Annotated in this window: 15 protein-coding genes; 4 read left to right on the plus strand and 11 right to left on the minus strand. The window is 60.4% G+C overall.

The genetic code is table 11. The features are described from left to right. The first annotated feature begins 6 nt into the window (after positions 1-6). Together BLU52_RS03930 and BLU52_RS03935 are read left to right on the plus strand one after the other, a co-directional pair. A complete protein-coding gene (locus BLU52_RS03930; protein WP_090281981.1) occupies positions 7-3,075 on the plus strand; it encodes an efflux RND transporter permease subunit in 3,069 nt (1,022 codons plus the stop codon). Between the two features lie 957 nt (positions 3,076-4,032). Further along, the gene (locus tag BLU52_RS03935; RefSeq protein ID WP_090281982.1) at positions 4,033-5,424 is read left to right on the plus strand and encodes a Fic family protein; all 1,392 of its coding nucleotides are present in this window, start codon (positions 4,033-4,035) and stop codon (positions 5,422-5,424) included. On the opposite strand, the gene BLU52_RS03940 is transcribed toward BLU52_RS03935, so the two are convergent. The 3 genes from BLU52_RS03940 to plsB all read right to left on the minus strand — a co-directional run bounded on the left by BLU52_RS03940 (position 5,421) and on the right by plsB (position 9,156). Next, entirely contained in the window at positions 5,421-6,110 is a 690-nt protein-coding gene (locus tag BLU52_RS03940) for a DUF4197 domain-containing protein (RefSeq protein WP_090281983.1), read from the minus strand. The two genes, BLU52_RS03935 and BLU52_RS03940, sit on opposite strands and share 4 nt — an antisense overlap. Positions 6,111-6,137: 27 nt before the next feature. Continuing rightward, entirely contained in the window at positions 6,138-6,536 is a 399-nt protein-coding gene (locus BLU52_RS03945; RefSeq protein ID WP_090281984.1) for a YbaY family lipoprotein, read from the minus strand. 118 nt (positions 6,537-6,654) lie between these two features. Further along, positions 6,655-9,156, minus strand: a complete 2,502-nt coding sequence (gene plsB / locus BLU52_RS03950) for a glycerol-3-phosphate 1-O-acyltransferase PlsB (protein WP_090281985.1) — start codon at positions 9,154-9,156, stop codon at positions 6,655-6,657. Between the two features lie 238 nt (positions 9,157-9,394). Between plsB and BLU52_RS03955 the strand changes: the two genes are divergently transcribed. Beyond that, the gene (locus BLU52_RS03955; protein WP_090281986.1) at positions 9,395-9,604 is read left to right on the plus strand and encodes a cold shock domain-containing protein; all 210 of its coding nucleotides are present in this window, start codon (positions 9,395-9,397) and stop codon (positions 9,602-9,604) included. Positions 9,605-9,742: 138 nt separating this feature from the next. Here the strand turns inward: BLU52_RS03955 and BLU52_RS03960 are convergent, their stop codons facing one another. The 4 genes from BLU52_RS03960 to BLU52_RS03975 all read right to left on the minus strand — a co-directional run bounded on the left by BLU52_RS03960 (position 9,743) and on the right by BLU52_RS03975 (position 14,959). Next, entirely contained in the window at positions 9,743-10,120 is a 378-nt protein-coding gene (locus BLU52_RS03960; RefSeq protein WP_090281987.1) for a hypothetical protein, read from the minus strand. A 75-nt stretch (positions 10,121-10,195) separates the two neighbouring features. Then, on the minus strand, positions 10,196-11,005 hold the full coding sequence (locus tag BLU52_RS03965; RefSeq protein ID WP_090281988.1) for a putative RNA methyltransferase: 810 nt from the start codon (positions 11,003-11,005) through the stop codon (positions 10,196-10,198). Continuing rightward, entirely contained in the window at positions 11,005-12,156 is a 1,152-nt protein-coding gene (gene dapE, locus BLU52_RS03970) for a succinyl-diaminopimelate desuccinylase (RefSeq protein ID WP_090281989.1), read from the minus strand. Before dapE ends, BLU52_RS03965 begins: the two co-directional genes overlap by 1 nt. 211 nt (positions 12,157-12,367) lie before the next feature. Beyond that, complete coding sequence (locus BLU52_RS03975) at positions 12,368-14,959, minus strand: glycosyltransferase (RefSeq protein WP_090281990.1); 2,592 nt, start codon at positions 14,957-14,959, stop codon at positions 12,368-12,370. A 214-nt stretch (positions 14,960-15,173) separates the two neighbouring features. Between BLU52_RS03975 and tcdA the strand changes: the two genes are divergently transcribed. Beyond that, positions 15,174-15,992: a tRNA cyclic N6-threonylcarbamoyladenosine(37) synthase TcdA gene (gene tcdA / locus BLU52_RS03980; protein ID WP_090281991.1), complete on the plus strand. Its 819-nt coding sequence runs from the start codon at positions 15,174-15,176 to the stop codon at positions 15,990-15,992. Between the two features lie 103 nt (positions 15,993-16,095). Here tcdA and BLU52_RS03985 read toward each other — a convergent pair whose 3' ends face one another. From BLU52_RS03985 to BLU52_RS04000, 4 genes are all read right to left on the minus strand, one after another. Beyond that, positions 16,096-16,500 (minus strand): SufE family protein, encoded by a 405-nt coding sequence (locus tag BLU52_RS03985; protein ID WP_090281992.1) that lies wholly within the window; start codon positions 16,498-16,500, stop codon positions 16,096-16,098. Continuing rightward, positions 16,497-17,702 carry an aminotransferase class V-fold PLP-dependent enzyme gene (locus BLU52_RS03990; RefSeq protein ID WP_090281993.1) on the minus strand — a complete coding sequence of 402 codons (1,206 nt, stop codon included), beginning with the start codon at positions 17,700-17,702 and terminating at the stop codon, positions 16,497-16,499. The genes BLU52_RS03985 and BLU52_RS03990 overlap by 4 nt, the downstream gene beginning before the upstream one ends. 147 nt (positions 17,703-17,849) lie before the next feature. Then, complete coding sequence (dapD, locus tag BLU52_RS03995) at positions 17,850-18,884, minus strand: 2,3,4,5-tetrahydropyridine-2,6-dicarboxylate N-succinyltransferase (protein ID WP_090281994.1); 1,035 nt, start codon at positions 18,882-18,884, stop codon at positions 17,850-17,852. A 31-nt stretch (positions 18,885-18,915) separates the two neighbouring features. Beyond that, entirely contained in the window at positions 18,916-19,224 is a 309-nt protein-coding gene (locus tag BLU52_RS04000; protein ID WP_042607053.1) for an arsenate reductase, read from the minus strand. Positions 19,225-19,249: the final 25 nt, after the last annotated feature.

Here is a 19,249-nt window from a genome sequence, read left to right on the forward strand (position 1 = left end):
GCCCCGATGCGCTTCAACCTCTCCGAATGGGCGCTGCGTAATCGCCAGATCGTACTGTTCCTGATGCTTTTGCTCGCCGTTGTTGGCGCGTTGTCCTACACCAAACTGGGCCAGAGCGAAGATCCGCCGTTCACCTTCAAGGCCATGGTCATTCAGACCCGCTGGCCCGGCGCGACGGCGCAGGAAGTCTCGCGTCAGGTCACCGAGCGCATAGAAAAGAAGCTGATGGAAACCGGAGAATACGAACGCATCATGTCGTTCTCCCGCCCCGGCGAATCGCAAGTCACTTTTATCGCCCGTGATTCGATGCACTCCAAGGACATTCCCGACCTCTGGTATCAGTTGCGCAAGAAAGTCGGCGATATTCGCCAGACCTTGCCGCCGGGCATTCAAGGGCCGTTTTTCAACGACGAGTTCGGTACCACGTTCGGCAATATCTATGCGCTGACGGGGGACGGTTTCGATTACGCCGTGCTCAAGGATTACGCCGATCGCATCCAGATCCAGCTGCAACGAGTCAAGGATGTCGGCAAGGTCGAACTGCTCGGGCTGCAGGACGAGAAAATCTGGGTCGAGCTGTCCAACGTCAAACTGGCAACCTTGGGTTTGCCGCTGGCCGCGGTGCAGCAAGCGCTGGAAGAGCAGAACGCGGTCTCCACGGCGGGGTTCTTCGAAACCGGCAGCGAGCGTTTGCAGCTACGGGTCTCGGGAAATTTTCAGACAGTCGATGAGATAAAGAACTTTCCGATTCGTGTCGCTGATCGTACGTTCCGCATCGCCGATATCGCTGACGTGCGTCGCGGTTTCAGCGATCCGCCGGCGCCGCGCATGCGGTTCATGGGCGACGATGCGATCGGTCTGGCTGTCGCGATGAAGGACGGTGGCGACATTCTGGTGCTCGGCAAAGCGCTGGAAACCGAGTTCTCGCGATTGCAGAAAAACCTCCCGGCCGGCATGCAACTGCGCAAGGTGTCCGACCAACCGGCAGCGGTGAAAACCGGCGTCGGCGAGTTCGTCCAGGTGTTGGTCGAAGCGCTGGCGATCGTGTTGCTGGTGAGCTTTTTCTCCCTCGGCGTACGCACCGGCATGGTCGTCGCGCTGACCATCCCGCTGGTGTTGGCGATGACCTTCGCCTGCATGTATTACCTGGGCATCGGTTTGCACAAGATTTCTCTCGGTGCGCTGGTGCTGGCGTTGGGGTTGCTGGTCGACGATGCGATCATCGCCGTGGAAATGATGGCGATCAAAATGGAACAGGGCTTCGATCGCATCCGCGCCGCGAGCTATGCCTGGACCAGCACCGCGTTCCCGATGCTCACCGGCACCTTGATCACCGCTGCCGGGTTTCTGCCGATTGCCACGGCACAGTCCGGCACTGGCGAATACACCCGTTCGATCTTCCAGGTGGTGACTATTGCACTGCTCGCGTCGTGGGTCGCGGCGGTGATGTTCGTGCCGTACCTGGGGGAAAAACTCCTGCCGGATCTGGCGAAGATTCACGCAGCCAAGCATGGCACCGGCGACGGTCAGCCAGACCCGTACGGCACGCCGTTCTATCAGCGGGTCCGGCGCTTGGTTGAATGGTGTGTGGCGCACCGCAAAACCGTGATCGTGCTGACCGTCGGGCTGTTCATCGCCTCGGTGATGCTGTTCCGCTTCGTCCCGCAACAGTTCTTCCCGGCCTCCAATCGACTGGAGCTGATGGTTGATCTGAAACTGGCCGAGGGCGTGTCGTTGGCTAACACGACCAGCGAGGTCAAACGCCTCGAAGCGCTGCTCAAGGAACATGCGGGTATCGACAATTATGTGGCTTATGTCGGCACCGGTTCGCCGCGCTTTTATCTGCCGCTCGATCAGCAGCTGCCGGCAGCGAGCTTCGCGCAGTTTGTGGTGTTGGCGAAAACCATCGAGGAGCGAGAGACGCTGCGTATGTGGTTGATTGACACCCTCAACGAGCAATTCCCGACGCTGCGCTCACGGGTCACACGTCTGGAGAATGGTCCGCCGGTTGGCTACCCGGTGCAGTTCCGCGTGACCGGCGAGCATATCGAAGAGGTTCGCGCGCTTGCCCGCAAGGTAGCGGCCAAGGTTCGGGAAAATCCGCATGTGGTCAATGTGCACCTGGATTGGGAGGAGCCGAGCAAAGTCGTTTACCTGAATATCGATCAGGAGCGCGCGCGGGCGCTGGGCGTGAGCACGGCGAATCTGGCGAAATTCCTGCAGAGTTCGTTGACCGGGTCGAGCGTCAGTCAGTACCGCGAAGACAACGAGTTGATCGAAATCCTCCTGCGCGGCACGGTGCATGAGCGCACCGAGTTGACGCTGCTGCCGAGTCTGGCGGTGCCGACCGATAACGGCCGCAGTGTCGCGCTGTCGCAGATTGCCACGCTGGAATATGGCTTCGAGGAAGGGATTATCTGGCACCGCAACCGCCTGCCGAACGTGACCGTGCGAGCGGATATTTATGGCAAGGAGCAGCCGGCAACGCTGGTCAAGCAGATCATGCCGACGCTGGATTCGATTCGCGCCGAATTGCCGGATGGCTACCTGCTGGATGTCGGTGGCACGGTGGAGGATTCCCAGCGCGGGCAGGCCTCGGTGAACGCCGGGGTGCCGATGTTCATCGTGGTGGTGCTGACGCTGTTGATGTTGCAGTTACGCAGTTTTTCGCGCACGGCGATGGTGTTTCTCACGGCGCCACTGGGGTTGATCGGGGTGACGTTGTTTCTGATGGTGTTCCGCCAGCCGTTCGGCTTTGTGGCGATGCTGGGGACAATTGCGTTGTCGGGGATGATCATGCGCAATTCGGTGATTCTGGTGGATCAGATCGAGCAGGATATCGCCTCCGGGCTCAAGCCATGGCAGGCGATTATCGAGGCGACCGTGCGGCGGTTCCGGCCGATTGTGCTGACGGCGCTGGCGGCGGTGCTGGCGATGATTCCGTTGTCGCGCAGTGTGTTCTTCGGGCCGATGGCGGTAGCGATCATGGGCGGGTTGATTGTGGCTACGGCGTTGACGCTGCTGTTTTTGCCGGCGTTGTATGCGGCCTGGTTCAGGGTTCGTCGGGAGGTTTGAGTCTTGGCGGCCTTGGGGCCGACCAGGCTCTTGGGGTTTTGGGTGAATATCCGGTTTTTTTGGGTGGTGCGGCTGGCGGTTTCGCCCTTACGGCGAGTCACCTTTTCCAGACGCCGAAAAGGTAACCGAAAAGGCTTGCTCCTGCGTCCGGCCCCTCGCGGGCTCGGGGTTCCTTCGCTCCGGGATCGATCCGGGCGCAGCGGCTACGGTTTGCTGCGCTGCACCTCCTTCCGCTGTGTCTGGCTGCGCCAGACGGTCGCTGCGCTCCCACGCCCGGATCAATCCCTGCGCTCAGCCTTCCGACGTCGCCGGTCACGCAAGATCAAAAGCACTCGAGCTTGCGCTCATTGTAATGAGTGGTGAGAAGCGGCGCATGGCTTGAGATTTGCGGTGGATTTTCCCCTCATCGGAACGCCGCCCGCCCAGCCCTCTCCCGAGGGAGAGGGAGCCGATCTTTGTGCTTTTCAAAATGTGTGTTCGACTCGGTATTCCATGTCGGTGTAACTTTCGCATCCACCACGGTCAGTCCCCTCTCCCTCCGGGAGAGGGCTAGGGTGAGGGAGCCGATTTTAGTTGGCTTCGAAGTTTTATGTTCGACTCGGTATTCCATGTCGGTGTGACTTTCGCATCCACCACGGTCAGTCCCCTCTCCCTCCGGGAGAGGGCTAGGGTGAGGGGCTTTTGATTTTTGACTGATTTCAAGCCTCAACCTTCAATGGCGGCGGCGACCAAGATCAGCAGCGAGATAAAAAGCAGGCGAGCTGGCACTCGGCCCGATGGTGGGCGCGGTTTTTGTGGGGGCTTGCCTGCAAGCGAAGGCGGCCGGGCAGCCGACGATTACTACTCTGACATGCTCCCACCGTCCTACATCTTTTTCAGAAACCTCCGATCTTGAGCCTCTGGGCGTCGAATGTTGTACTCCAGCTTCTGTTTTCCGCGATCCTTGAGTCTGCCCTGATGAAGAAGCCACCGAAATCAAGCGGCAGGACCGACCCTGTTTTCGAACTGTTGGCTCGTTCTCCCCATAAGGAACGTTTGGCAGATTATCTTGCGTTGCTAAAGCCAATGGATGATCAGGGCCGTTACCTGCCATTCGAGGCGCTGCGCTATCGCTGGGCTGCAGGGTTGGACGCGAATCTTTGTTGGGCGTTGGTAAAAAAGGCGCGGGCGGCGCAGTACATTAATCTGTTGCCGTTGGGCGAGCCGTTGCAATGGGGCAAATATGTGCAGACGCCGCTGGCGCAGAAAACCCTGTCTGTCGTGGATCGTCACACCAGTACGGCTGCGCTGGACTACATGACCAGTCAGATCGGTGAGCGGATGCACTTTTCTTATCTGCTCAATGATCTGATCGAAGATGAAGCCATCGCCAGTAGCCAGTTGGAAGGCGCGGCCACCACCACACGGGTGGCCAAGGACATGCTCAAGCATCAGCGCCAGCCGCGCACCCCCGACGAGCGCATGGTGCTGGGTAATTACCGGATGATGAATTTTGCCTGGGAACAACGTCACGAACCCTTGAGCGTGGCGTTGATCGCCGCGATCCATCAGGTCGGTGTCGAAGGGATCGATGACGAGCAATATTCTCCCGGAGTTTTCCGAGCCAATGATGAAGTCGTTGTGCAGGACGGCGCGGGCAACACCGTGCATCGGCCGCCGCCTCCTGCGGGTTTGGTTGCGCGGCTGGAGAAACTGTCGAATTGGGTCAACCTGTCCGACGGCTCAACACTAGAGAAGAATTATCTGCATCCCCTGATCAAGGCAATCACGCTGCACTTTGCCTTGGGCTATGAACATCCCTTTCGTGATGGAAACGGGCGGGTCGCCAGGGCGTTGTTTTATTGGTTGATGTTCAAAAACGAGTTCGCAGCTTTTCGCTATATCGCGATCAGTTTGCTATTGCGCAACGCGCCGGTGAAATACGGACGATCTTATTTACACACCGAGGCGGATGAGCTGGACCTGACCTATTTCATCGAATTTCAGTGCTCGGTCATCCAGCGTGCGGTGCTTGGATTCACAGACGTTTACCGCAGAACCGTTGCCTATACCGAAGACTTCGAGCGCTGGCTCATCAGTTCAGGCTTTTTCGAGCAACTGACAGAGAAACAGCGTGCGGTTTATCAAGTGGCAAAAAGTGGAGTTGCAAAAGAATTCACTGCCAACAATGTGGCGGGAAACTTTGTCTGTTCGTATGCCGAGGCTGCTTCGGCGTTAAAGGGACTGATTGAATTGCAGGTTTTCGAGCGAAGGAAGATGGGACGGGAATGGGTGTATTTTTTACGGAGCCCTCTACAAAAATGTAAGCACGGAGGCGAGTTGCTTCGCCCCCACGCCGTAACCGCTTAAAGCGTGCCAAACACCTTCTTCGCCAGACTCGTCGCCGCCGCTGCAGGATTCTGGCGCAACGTTTCTTCCTGCTTGCCGATCATCTCGAACAAACCATTGAGCGCCTGTTCAGTAACGTAGTTTTCGACGTTGGCGCTCTTCGCGTCGACCACGCCGAATGCCGCGGCCTGGCCGGCGAACGAGTTGTATTTCTGCGCGACGCCGACCTTGTCGGTGGCTTGTTTGACGATCGGCAGGAACTTGGCGCGGATCTGTTCGCGGCTGGATTTGTCGAGGTATTGGGTGGCCGAATCGTTGCCGCCGCTGAGGATGCCTTTGGCGTCGGCCACGCTCATTTTCTTCACCGCGTCGACGAGGATTGGCTGGGCCTGGGTCACGGCGGATTCCGCGGCTTTGTTCATCGCGGTTTCCAGTTCTTCGACCTGGGCGCCCATGCCGAAGGCTTTCATCTTGCTTGCGGCTTTACCGAGTTTGCCTGGCAATTCGATCTTCACTTCAGGGTTGTTGCTGAAGCCGCCCGGGGTGCCTAGTTGTTTGACGGCGATTTGTGCGCCTTGGGTCAGGGCATCCTTGAGGCCGCCGGCGGCGTCTTGTTGCGACAGGTCGCTGAGCGACAGAGCCAGGGCGTTGGCAGAGAGCATCAGGCCGGTGCAGATGGCGGCGAAGCGAAGGGTAGGGCGGCGCATGGCGGCTTCCTTGTGGCGGAACATGAATTAGCGGACGGCGTCGACGCGGATTTTCAGCGGCTGCGGGTCGCTGCCGTCGAGTTGCACGGCGTGGTTTTCGGTGGTGATGAACATCAGTTCACCATTGACCTCGATGCGCGCGCTGACCGAATAGCGATGGCCGGGTTTGACCTGCGCCGGATCGTAGCTCAAGTGGAACGGCAGCGGCACCTGGCCTTTGACAGGACCTTTGTGTTGGTCGAGGACGACGGCTGGCGCATCGGCCAAGGACACGTCTTGCAGGCTGACGCTTAAGGTTGCGCTCGGCGGCAGGGCGATGCGTTGCAGGTAGAACACTTCGCCGTCGAGGCTGGCTTTGCCGGCCGGGGTGGTGGATTGGCAGGCGCTGAGCAGCGTGGCGGCGGCAATGGTCAGCAGTTTTTTCATGGGTAAATTTCCTTTTAATGTGGGAGCGAGCCTGCTCGCGAAAGCGGTGGTTCAGTCAATATTTCCAGTGACTGAACAACCGTTTTCGCGAGCAGGCTCGCTCCTACAGGGATTTGCGTCAGGCCTGCGGCAATGCGGGGAGCTGATCAGCCGCATCTTCACTGCGATGCAGCGCCACCTGGCGGATCGACAAACGAATCTCCGCCGGCAGCACGCGCTTGGCCGCACCTTCGGCCAGTTCGCCGAGCAGTTCGTGGTAGCTGAGCTTGCCGGCTTCGTCGCGGCGCAGCACGTCGAGGTCGAGCATCGTCTGGATGAAGTGGCGGAACAGGCTCTTGTCGAAAAATTCTGGAGCGTTGAGGCCGTGCAGGATGGACAGACGCTGGGCCATGACCGTGCACAGGTCTTCCAGTTCTTCGGCGCTGATGCTGTTCTGGCCGCTGTTGAGCAGCAGGGACACGGTCATGTAGAAACGCTGCAAAGTCTGCGCGATGCTTTTTGACAGCAGCGTCAGCAGCACGAAATGTCGCGAGCTCGGTGCCGGGCGCAGGTACAGGTCCTTCTCGAAACGCAGCAGGCCTTGCTCGACAAACGCTTCCAGCCATTGATCAACTACACCGTCGAGCTCATCCAGGGTCCAGCGGATGAACAGCTCCGATTGCAAGTACGGATACAGCGCGCGGGTGTAGCGCAGGATCTGCTCGCGGCTCATGCGCGAGGTGCTCTGGAAGAAGCTCGCCAGCAGCGATGGCAGGGCGAAGATGTGCAACACGTTGTTGCGGTAGTAGGTCATCAGGACGGCATTCTGTTCGTCCAGATAAAGAATCTTGCCCAGCGCATCGTTCTGCTCGGCGAGCAGGTCCATGTCCTTCACATGCTCGATCAGCGCGCGGCCATCGCCTTCAGGCAGGGTGGTGTGCGGCGAGTACGGGACTTTGCGCAGCAGCGCCAGATACAGATCCAGCACCCGCGCCATGGCGCGATCATCCAGCGCCAGACGCGTGGTCGAGAGCAACGCCAGCGCTACCAGATTGACCGGGTTGATCGCAGCGGCTTCGTTGAGATGCTGAGCGACTTTTTCACCGAGGCGGTGGGTGGTTTCGTTGAGCCACGCCGGTTTGAACTGCGGACCGAGGTCCTGCTGGCGCCAGTCCGGTTGCTCGGCGTCGAGGAAATCGGCGAGTTTGATCGGCTGACCGAAGTTCACCGCGACCTGACCGAAACGCTGCTTGAGCGCGCCGATGACTTTGAAAATGTCGAAAATCGATTCTTTCTTCTTGCTTGCCCCGCGCAGTTCGCCGAGGTAAGTGCGACCTTCAAGCACGCGCTCATAGCCGATGTACACCGGCACAAACACGATCGGCATGCGTGACGAGCGCAGGAAGCTGCGCAGGGTGATCGCGAGCATGCCGGTTTTCGGTTGCAGCATGCGCCCGGTGCGCGAGCGGCCGCCTTCGACGAAGTATTCGACCGGGAAACCTTTGGTAAACAGCGTGTGCAGGTATTCGTTGAACACCGAGGTGTACAGCGGGTTGCCCTTGAACGTTCGGCGCATGAAAAACGCGCCGCCACGGCGCAGCAGGCTGCCGATCACCGGCATGTTGAGGTTTATCCCGGCGGCGATGTGCGGCGGAGTCAGGCCGTTGCGGAACAGCAGATACGACAGCAGCAGATAGTCGATGTGGCTGCGGTGGCACGGCACGTAGATTACTTCGTGACCCTGAGCGACCTCTTGCACGCCTTCGATGTGGTTGACCTTGATGCCGTCGTAAATCTTGTTCCAGAACCAGCTCAGTACCACTTCGAGGAAGCGGATCGCGGTGTAGGTATAGTCTGAGGCGATCTCGTTGCCGTAGCGCAGGGCCTGCGCCTTGGCTTTTTCCGGGGAGATGTTTTCGCGCTCGGCTTCGTCGAGGATCGCTTGCTTGACCAGCGGCTGATTGAGCAAGCCTTTGACCAGATTGCGCCGGTGGGAAATATCTGGGCCGATCACCGCCGCTTTCAGGTTGCGGAAGTGCACACGCAGAATCCGCTGGGCCATGCGCACGGTGCGTTCATGGCCCTTGTTGTGATCGATCAGCTCGCGCAGGTGGATCGGTGCGGAGAATTGCACGCGGGTTTTGCGGCCCAGGACAATGATGCTCAGCAAGCGCCGCAGACGGCCCGTGACCGCCCAGCTGTCGGCGAACAACAACTTCCACGGACTGTTTTCGCTGTCCGGCGATTGGCCCCAGAACACGCTGACCGGAATGATCTGCGCATCTTCGGCGGCGTTCTGCGACAGCGCGCTGACCAGTCGGGTCAAGGTCGGCGGCGCGCCGCGTTTGTCTTGACGACCGAGCCAGTCCGGATCCGGGGTCAGGTAGAAAAACGCTGCCGGCTCGATCAGCGCACCCACCGACACTGCCAGCACCGGACGCGGCAGGCCGGCCTTGGTGCACTCGGTGTCGACCACGGCCAGATCGGTCAGCGAAGGGTTTTGCAGGACGTAGAACACCGGACGACTGCGGTCGAGGTTGAGGGTGAACGACGACTGATTGATCGTCTCCGAGCGAACCCAGAGGTACAACAGTCGGCGCAGGGTGCCAAACACAAGACGGCGGAACGGGGAACGGGTCATACGGCTTCTGCGTGAGTGGATAAAACCGAGCGGTTGCTCAAGTGGGCGACAGTTTGCCGTATTGGGTGAAAATCGGCAAAAAAGCACCGAAGTAATCTCCTGTTGAGACTTTTTCCACCTGTCATATACTCGGCGCTCTGTTGCCGGTGCCCTTCGATGGACGTCGGACGCAGGCTGACGTTCCGCTGAGGCTTTCCTGCGAAAAGCCCATTCAATAATAAAAAAGGAGTACGAACAGATGGCAACACGCGAAACCGGCAATGTGAAGTGGTTCAACGACGCCAAGGGCTACGGCTTCATTCAGCGCGAAGACGGGGCGGACGTGTTTGTACACTACCGCGCGATTCGCGGCGAAGGGCACCGGTCGCTGACCGAGGGCCAGCAGGTTGAATACGCCGTGATCAGCGGCGAGAAGGGCTTGCAGGCGGAAGACGTTATCGGCCTGTAATACAAACCTTCATAGCGCCAAAAACCATTGTAGGAGTGAGCCTGCTCGCGATTGCGGTGTGTCAGTAGCATGGGTGTCGACTGACACACCGCAATCGCGAGCAGGCTCACTCCTACATGAGATTCGCGTTGCTCAGTGCTATGCGGTTTTCCAGGTGATTTCTTCTTCACCATCAGCGCTGATGCGAATCCAGCGATCGGCCGTCTCTTCACCTTCCTCTTCAACCCACGTCCCCGGTGCGCAGCGCACTTCGACGTTCAGCGCAGCAAAGGCTGCACGGGCGCAGGCGATGTCGTCGTCCCATGGGGTCTGGTCACTTTCCAGGTACAGGCTGTTCCACTTGCCCACGGCTTTCGGCAGCCAGGTCACCGGGATGGTGCCGGCCTTGCACTTGTACGTCTGACCTTGCTGCACCCAGTCGCTGCACGGGCCCAGCGCGGCGCCGAGCCAGGCGGAAATGGCCTTGTGGTCGACGTCGGCGTCTTTCAGGTAAATCTCGATATCCGGTTGGCGCATGGATGTCCTCACTGCGGGTCTGAAAAATCCATTCGCGGATTTAGCCGGCCCCGGGCACTCGCCCGGAACCAAAAGTTATTGAACAACGAAATAATCGTAGCGCATCGACACGGTGGTCTCGAACGGCTCGGCCTGTTCGATCACCGCCGCGCGACGCTCGGCACTGGCGCGCCAGCCATGAGGTGTCATCGCCAACAGGTTGGCGCGATCCTCGGGCTTGTCCAGCGTCAGTTTGAATTCCAACGTTTCACTGTGCGCCAGCGCCATGCCTTCGGGCACCAGGGCCAAATGCTTGTCGTCGGTGTATTCGCGCACTTCGTCGTACAGGCGCTCGCGCAGTTCCATCAAATGGCCGCGGGTCGGGCCGACTTTCATCAGACCGCCGCCCACGCTCAGCAGACGCTTGGCTTCATCCCAGTCCAGCGGACTGAAGACGCTGGCGAGAAACTGGCAACTGCCCGACGCCAACGGCACGCGCGCCATGCTGGCGATCAACCAGCTGATCGCCGGGTTACGCTTGCAGGCGCGTTTGACGGCCTCGCGGGAGATATCCAGAGCGTAACCGTCAGCGTTCGGCAAGGCCTCGGCGATCTGCGCGGTGTAGTAACCCTCGCCACAACCGATATCGACCCAGCGATCCGGCGCATAACCGGTCGCCAGTTCGGCCAGGCGCCTGGCCACCGGTGCGTAATGCCCGGCGTTCAAAAAGTCGCGGCGCGCCTCGACCATCGCCTGATTGTCGCCTGGATCACGGCTGTTCTTGTGCTGCACCGGCAACAGGTTCAGGTAACCCTGGCGCGCACGGTCGAAGCGGTGCCCGGCGGGGCAGACCACGCCGTTGTCGACCGCAGTCAGCGGTGCACTGCAGAGGGGGCAAGCGAGCATCAGGCGAGCAACTTGATCAGGGTCTGGTAGTAGATCTCGGTCAGCACATCGAGGTCCGCCGCCAGAACGCGCTCGTTGACCTGGTGAATGGTCGCGTTGACCGGCCCCAGTTCAACCACTTGCGTGCCCATGGTCGCGATGAAACGGCCATCGGAAGTGCCGCCGCTGGTGGACGCCTTGGTCTCGCGCCCGGTGATGGTCTTGATGCTCGCCGACACCGCGTCGAGCAGTGCGCCCGGTTCGGTGAGGAACGGCAGGCCGGACAGCGCCCAGTCGATGTGCCAGTCCAGACCGTGCTTGTCGAGGATATCGGCGACGCGTTTCTGCAGGCCTTCAACAGTCGATTCGGTGGAAAAGCGGAAGTTGAACACCGCCACCAGATCGCCCGGAATCACGTTGGTCGCACCGGTGCCGGAATTGACGTTGGAAATCTGGAAACTGGTCGGCGGGAAGAAATCGTTGCCGTGATCCCAATGCTCGGCGGCCAGTTCGGCCAGTGCCGGGGCGGCGAGGTGGATCGGGTTTTTCGCCAGATGCGGATAGGCGACGTGCCCCTGAATACCCTTGACCGTGAGCTTGGCGCCGAGCGAGCCGCGACGGCCATTCTTGACTACGTCGCCGACCAGCGTGGTGCTCGACGGTTCGCCGACGATGCACCAGTCCAGACGTTCATTGCGGGCGGCCAGACGCTCGACCACCGCTTTGGTGCCGTGATGTGCCGGGCCTTCTTCGTCGCTGGTGATCAGGAACGCGACCTTGCCCTTGTGGTTCGGGTAATCGGCGACGAAGCGCTCGGCGGCAACGGTCATCGACGCCAGGCTGCCTTTCATGTCCGCCGCACCACGGCCGCAGAGCATGCCGTGTTCGTCGATCACCGCGTTGAACGGGTCGATCTGCCACGCGCTGACCGGGCCGGTCGGCACCACGTCGGTGTGGCCGGCGAAGCACAGCACCGGGCCTTCACCGTTGCCGTGGGTAGCCCAGAAGTTATCCACATCTTCGATGCGCATCGGCTCCAGGGTAAAACCGGCATCGCCCAGGCGCTGCATCATCTGCTTCTGGCAATCGGCGTCGACCGGCGTCACGGACGGACGGCGGATCAGGTCGATGGCGAGCTGGAGGGTCGGCGAAAGGTCGGCGTGGGCCGTCATGGAAAACTCCGGAATCATGAATGTGGGCACGGACTAAATGTGGGAGCCAGCCTGCTGGCGATGACGGTGTGTCAGTCAAATCAACGGTGATGTTTGCACCGCTATCGCCAGCAGGCTGGCTCCCACAGGAATCAGGATAGCCCCGCAAAATGGCGGTTATCTTAAAGCAAAACGGCGACCATTGGCCGCCGTTTAGTGCATCGGTGCCGATTTAGACGACCGGCGCCGGTTCCTGCGCTGCGGCAGGTTTGGGCAGAGACGACAGGAACGCCATGATCAGCGCCGCCAGATACGGCAGCGATTGCACCAGCAGCATCACCACCCAGAAGCGCATGTCATTGCTCGGCATGCCATTGACCAGAAAGATCCCCAGCGCCGCGCCCCACAACAGCAGCATGATGAACACTTCTTCGCGCGCCTCGGAAATCGCCACCCAGAAACCATGGTTGTCGGCGTTTTTCGGCGTGCGGAAGAACGGAATGCTGGTGGTGAAGAAGCCGTACAGCACCGCTTTGGCGATGGTGTGCGACAACGCCAGCCCGGCCAGCGCCGCGCAGAACGCATCCTTGAGGTTGACGCCGACGGCGCGACGATAAAGGAAGATGATCTTGCCGACCTTGAACACGAACAGCGCCAGCGGCGGGATCGCGAAGATCAGCAGCGGCGGATCGACCCGCTGCGGCACGATGATCATCGCCGCCGACCACAGCAGCGCACCGACGGTAAAGAAGATGTTCATGCCGTCAGCGACCCACGGCAGCCAGCCGGCGAGGAAGTGGTAGCGCTGGCCGCGGGTCAGCTCGGTGTCCTTGCCGCGCAGCAGGCTGGCGGTGTGGCGCTTGATGATCTGGATCGCGCCATAGGCCCAACGGAAACGCTGTTTCTTGAAGTCGATAAACGTATCCGGCATCAGGCCTTTGCCGTAACTGTCGTGGTAATACGCCGCCGACAAGCCTTTTTCGAACACGCGCAGACCCAGTTCGGCGTCTTCACAAATGCACCAGTCGGCCCAGCCCAATTCTTCCAGGACCGAACGGCGGGTCATGGTCATGGTGCCGTGCTGAATGATCGCGTCGCGGTCGTTGCGGGTGACCATGCCGATATGGAAGAAGCCTTTGTATTCGGCGTAACAGAGCTTCTTGAAAGTGCTTTCGTTCTGGTCGCGATAATCCTGCGGCGACTGCACCACAGCAATTTTCGGATCAGCGAAGTGCGGCACCATGTGCTTGAGCCAGTTCGGGTGCACGCAATAATCGGAGTCGATTACCGCGATCACTTCGGCGTCCATGGCGGTGTGCGGAATCAGGTAGTTCAGCGCGCCACCCTTGAACCCGGCCAGCGGTGCAACGTGGAAAAACTTGAAGCGCGGGCCGAGGGTCGCGCAGTAGTCGCGCACCGGCTCCCAGACCGCCGGGTCCTTGGTGTTGTTGTCGATGATCAGCACTTCGTAGTCTGGATAATCGAGGGCGGCGAGGGCGTCGAGGGTCTGTTTGACCATCTCCGGCGGCTCGTTGTAGCACGGCACATGGATCGAGACTTTCGGGCGATAGCTGGAGTCGCCGACCACCGGCAGGAATTCACGCCGACGCTTGTGAATCCACACTGCTTCGGCCAGTTCATGGGCCTCGGTCAGTAATACGATGAATACCCCGAGGGCACCCAGCGCCAGGAGGAAACCCACTGTCAGGCTGAACCACGTGCTGTATTGCTGGCTGTAGTCGTAGCCGATGTACACCAGCACCGAACCGCAAAGGAACGCGATAAAGGTCAGGAACGTGCGACCGCGCTGGCGCAGGGCCGAGCCGTCGATCATCAGCAGGGTCAGCGACAACAGCGCCAGCACCACCGAGCCGATGGCCAGCACCCGCCACTGCGGGATCGCGACGACCGGGCCTTCGAAATTGAATTTCTGCTGACGCGCTGCGTTGAACACGCCCCAGTAGGCGCCGACCGAGCCTTCGTCGCTGGCCTTCCACGGCTGATCGAACGCCTCGATCACGAAGTAGTTGAAGCCCTGACGGTTAAGCTTGTTGACCAGCGTACGCAGGTAGATGGCCTGATCGGCCGGCGACGCATCGGCACCACCGCGCATGCGACCGTTGCTCGGCCAGCCAACTTCGGAGAGCAGCAGTGGCTTTTTCGGGAACAGCTTCTTCAGGTCGCGCGCGCGGTCGAAGACGAACTGGCCGGCCTTGTCGACCGGAATGAATTCCCAGTACGGCAGAACGTGGGCGGCGATCAGGTCAACGTGTTTGGCCAATTGTGGGTATTTCTCCCAGATGTGCCATTGCTCGGACGTCGTTACCGGCACTTTGACCGCAGCACGCACGCGATCCAGCAGAACGATCAGCGCTTCGGGAGTGATTTCTTCACGGAACAGCGCCTCGTTGCCGACCACCACGCGCACCACGCTGCGCGAAGTGTTGGCCAGTTCGATGGCTTTGGCGATTTCTCGTTCGTTGCGCTCCTGATCGGGGCTGATCCAGATACCGAGGGTCACACGCAAACCAAACTCTTCTGCCAGTTTGGGGATGTCACCCAACGAGCCGTCGACCGAGTAGATGCGGATGTTGTCCGTCAGCTTGCTCATGATCTCCAGATCACGGCGCATTTCGTCGTCAGTCGGGTACTGGTCTTTCTGTGGGAATTGTCCCTGTTGGAATGGCGAATAAGAGAAACCGGAGATCTGTTCCGGCCAGTTCGGCGCTGACACCGGACGGTTGATCAACGCCCAGAAACCGCTGAAAAGGGCAGCGATGGCCAGCACGACCACCAGGTTGAGTCCAAATTTACGCGATGACATAGCTATTTCGGGTTCCAAAGGCTGTGGAACGAAGGATCGGTCGGATAGACGCCCGAGGGGCGCGCATCCTACACCGGCGCTTCACCAGTCGTACAACTGACGGGAAAATGCCTGACATTGGGCAGTCGTCTCTGACTTAAGTTCTTACACTTGTCGCTTGCAGCTTAAAACTTGTCGCTGCGTAGCCCTATAATGCGCGCCGGTTTTTGGGGTAATGGTCATGAGTACAGAAGATCCGCGGTTTGCAGGCATCGCCCGTTTGTATGGCATCGAAGGCCTGGAACGCTTGCGCGCCGCCCATGTGGCGATCGTCGGTGTCGGCGGTGTCGGTTCCTGGGCGGCGGAAGCCATGGCCCGTTGCGGTGTCGGCGAGATTTCGCTGTTTGACCTCGATGACGTCTGCGTCAGTAACGCCAACCGGCAGTTGCACGCACTGGACAGCACCGTCGGCAAGCCCAAGGTCGAGGTAATGGCCGAGCGTCTGCGCGGGATCAACCCGGACTGCACCGTGCATGCGGTGGCGGATTTCGTCACCCGTGACACCATGGCCGAATACATCACGCCGGACATCGACTGCGTGATCGACTGCATCGACGCAGTCAACGCCAAGGCAGCGCTGATCGCCTGGTGCAAGCGCCGCAAGATCCAGATCATCACCACCGGCGGCGCGGGCGGGCAGATCGACCCGACGCTGATCCAGGTGTGCGACCTCAACCGGACCTTCAACGATCCACTGGCCTCGAAGGTGCGTTCGACGTTGCGCCGCGATTACGGCTTCTCGCGCACCGTGACCCGGCATTACAGCGTGCCGTGCGTGTTTTCCACGGAACAGCTGCGCTATCCGAAGCCGGACGGCAGCATCTGTTTGCAGAAGAGTTTTGTTGGCGATGGCGTGAAACTGGACTGCGCGGGTGGGTTTGGCGCGGTGATGATGGTGACGGCAACGTTCGGCATGGTGGCCGCGACCAAGGCTGTGGACAAGATTGTGGCGGGGGTGCGGCGGCCTTCGGATCGTATCAAGCCTGACGCTTGATGCTGCCGGTGAGGGCCCTATCGCGAGCAGGCTCACTCCTACAGGGGAACGCGTTCAAAATGTAGGAGTGAGCCTGCTCGCGATGGCTGCGAAGCAGCCGCTTTTATCGAGCCAGGTCATTCATCCGCTGGAGCACGGCATTGAGGCCATTGCTGCGCGAGGGCGATAGCTGGCGCGACAGGCCGAGCTGATTAAACCAATCCGGCAAGTCGATTTGCTTTAAATCAGCCGCCGACAACCCGTTGACCCGCAACAGCAACAGTGTCACCAACCCGCGAATCATCCGCGCATCGCTGCTCGCCTTGAACTGCCAGTGACCGTCGCGCAACTCGCCGACCAGCCACACCTGACTTTCACAGCCATGCACGCGGTTGGCCTCGCATTTGTCTGCGTCATCCATCGGCGGCAAGCGATCACCAAACTGCATCAGCAAACGCGCCCGCTGTTCCCAGCCCGCCGCGTTCTGAAACGTCTGCAGCGCTTCGCTCGCTTCCATCGGCAGGCTCATCGCAACATCTCCAGCGCTTGATCCAGCGCCTCGAAAAAGCGCTCCAGATCTTCCGAATCGTTGTACAGCGCCAGCGATACGCGAATCGCTCCCGCCAGCTCAAAGCCTTTCATCAGCGGCATCGCGCAGTGATGCCCGGCGCGGACGGCGATGCCCTGTTCGGTGAGCAGATGCGCCAGATCGGCGTTATGCACCCCCTCGACGACGAAACTGGCCAGCGCCAGTTGCGGCTTGCCGAGCAGGCGGATGCCGTTGCGCGCGGCGAGACCGCGCAGCAAATAATCATGCAGCGCCGCCTCATGGGCAGACACCGCGTCCTGATCCAGACCGGCCAGATAATCGAGGGTCGCGCCGAGGCCGATCACGCTGGCAATCGGCGGGGTGCCTGCCTCGAAACCCAGCGGCGCCGGGCGGAAGCGCGAGTCGTGATAGTTGGCTTCCAGCACCATTTCGCCGCCAAACTGCCACGGCTTGAGCTGAGCAAGCGCCGCGTTGCGCCCGAACAGCACGCCGAGACCATCGGGGCCATACAGCTTGTGGCTGGAAAACACATAAAAGTCGCAACCCAGCGCCTGCACGTCATGCCGACCGTGGACCACGCCTTGCGCGCCGTCGACCACCGTCAGCGCGTTTTGCGCTTTGGCCATGCCGAGCAACGCGGTCAGTGGCTGCCAGGCACCGAGCACGTTGGACAACTGACTCACCGCGAGCAAACGCGTACGTGGGCCGATCAGGTGCACAGCAGCAGCGAGGTCGATCAGACCGTCAGCGTCCAGCGGCAGGATCACCAGTTTCAACTGTCGCCGCTGGGCCAATTGCTGCCACGGCAGCAGATTGGCGTGGTGCTCGAGGGCGCTGATGACAACTTCATCGCCCGGCTGGAATAAGTGTTCCAGCCCATAAGCCAGAAGATTCAGCGCGCTGGTGGCGCCGTGGGTAAAAATGATTTGCCCGCGGTCACCGGCATTCAGCCACTGCGCAACCTTGTGCCGACTGTCTTCGAACGCCTGCGTGGCATGCGCGCCCGGCAGGTGCTGCGCGCGGTGCACATTGGCTGCGCCGTTGGCGTAGTAATGCGACAGCGCATCGAGCAGGGCTAGCGGTTTTTGCGTGGTGGCGGCGTTGTCCAGATAGGTCTGGTCCTGCCGTTGCAGAGCGGCGATGGCCGGAAAGTCGGCGCGCCAGGGGGAGGGAATCATCATGTGTTCAGCCCTGTGAAATTGGGCGGGGTGTACGCTGCCCCTGTAGGAGTGAGCCTGCTCGCGATGGCGGTGTGTCAGTCAACCTTACAGCTACTGATCCAACGCCATCGCGAGCAGGCTCACTCCTACAATGAGTCGACCGCGTGCTTAGTTGTGAGCGTGCAGCGCTTCGTTCAATTCGATCGCCGATTTGTGGGTTTTGCACTCCACGGCACCGGTTTCCGAGTTGCGACGGAACAGCAGGTCGGTCTGGCCTGCCAGCTCACGTGCCTTCACCACTTTAACCAGGTTGTTGTGCTCGTCCAGCAGCGCGACCTTGGTGCCGGCTGTCACGTACAAACCCGATTCAACGGTGTTGCGGTCGCCCAGCGGAATGCCGATACCGGCGTTGGCGCCGATCAGGCAGCCTTCGCCGACCTTGATCACGATGTTGCCGCCGCCCGACAGGGTGCCCATGGTCGAGCAACCGCCGCCCAGGTCCGAACCCTTGCCGACGAAGACGCCAGCGGACACGCGGCCTTCGATCATGCCCGGGCCTTCGGTGCCGGCGTTGAAGTTGATGAAGCCTTCGTGCATCACGGTGGTGCCTTCACCGACGTAGGCGCCCAGACGCAGACGCGCGGCGTCAGCGATACGCACCCCGGCCGGAACCACGTAGTCGGTCATTTTCGGGAACTTGTCCACCGAGAAGACTTCCAGCAGCTCGCCGCGCAGGCGGGCTTCGAGTTGCATTTCCGCCAGTTCGCTCAGGTCAATGGCGCCCTGGCTGGTCCAGGCTACGTTCGGTAGCAACGGGAAAATGCCGGCCAGGCTAACGCCGTGTGGCTTGACCAGACGGTGCGACAGCAAGTGCAGCTTCAGATAGGCCTCAGGCGTCGAGGTCAGCTGTGCGTCTTCAGCCAGCAGGGTCGCCACCAGCGGCTTGTGGCTCTCGGCCAGACGGGTCAGCAGTTTGCCTTGCACGGCGTCGATGCCTTTTACCGCTTCAGCCAGTTGCGCAGCCTGGGCGGTAGTGAAGGTGATGGCCTGGTTGCCTTCGGTGTAACCGAGGATCGGCGCAACGGCAGCGACCAGTTCGGCCGAAGGGTTGAGCAGTGGCTGTGCGTAGAACACTTCCAGCCACGCGCCTTGACGGTTCTGGGTGCCGATACCGAAAGCAATGCTGAACAGAGAATGGGACATGGGAATACCTCTACAAAGAGTGACGGGCTGCTTACTTCAGAGCGGCCGCGTAGATATCTGGCTTGAAGCCAATCAGGGTTCGGTCACCGAGATCGAGCACCGGGCGCTTGATCATCGAGGGTTGCGCGAGCATCAGTTCGATGGCTTTCGACTGGTCGAGATCGGCTTTGCGTTCGTCGTCGAGTTTGCGAAAGGTCGTGCCTGCGCGGTTCAGCACAGTCTGCCAGCCGTGTTCGTCACACCATTGGGTCAGGTGTTCACGGTCGATACCGGCGGTCTTGTAATCGTGGAAATCGTAGCTGACAGCGTGTTCATCGAGCCAGGTGCGCGCCTTTTTCATGGTGTCGCAGGCTTTGATGCCGAAA

The sequence above is a fragment of the Pseudomonas granadensis genome, assembly GCF_900105485.1.
In the GTDB taxonomy this organism is placed as follows: Bacteria; Pseudomonadota; Gammaproteobacteria; order Pseudomonadales; family Pseudomonadaceae; genus Aquipseudomonas; species Aquipseudomonas granadensis.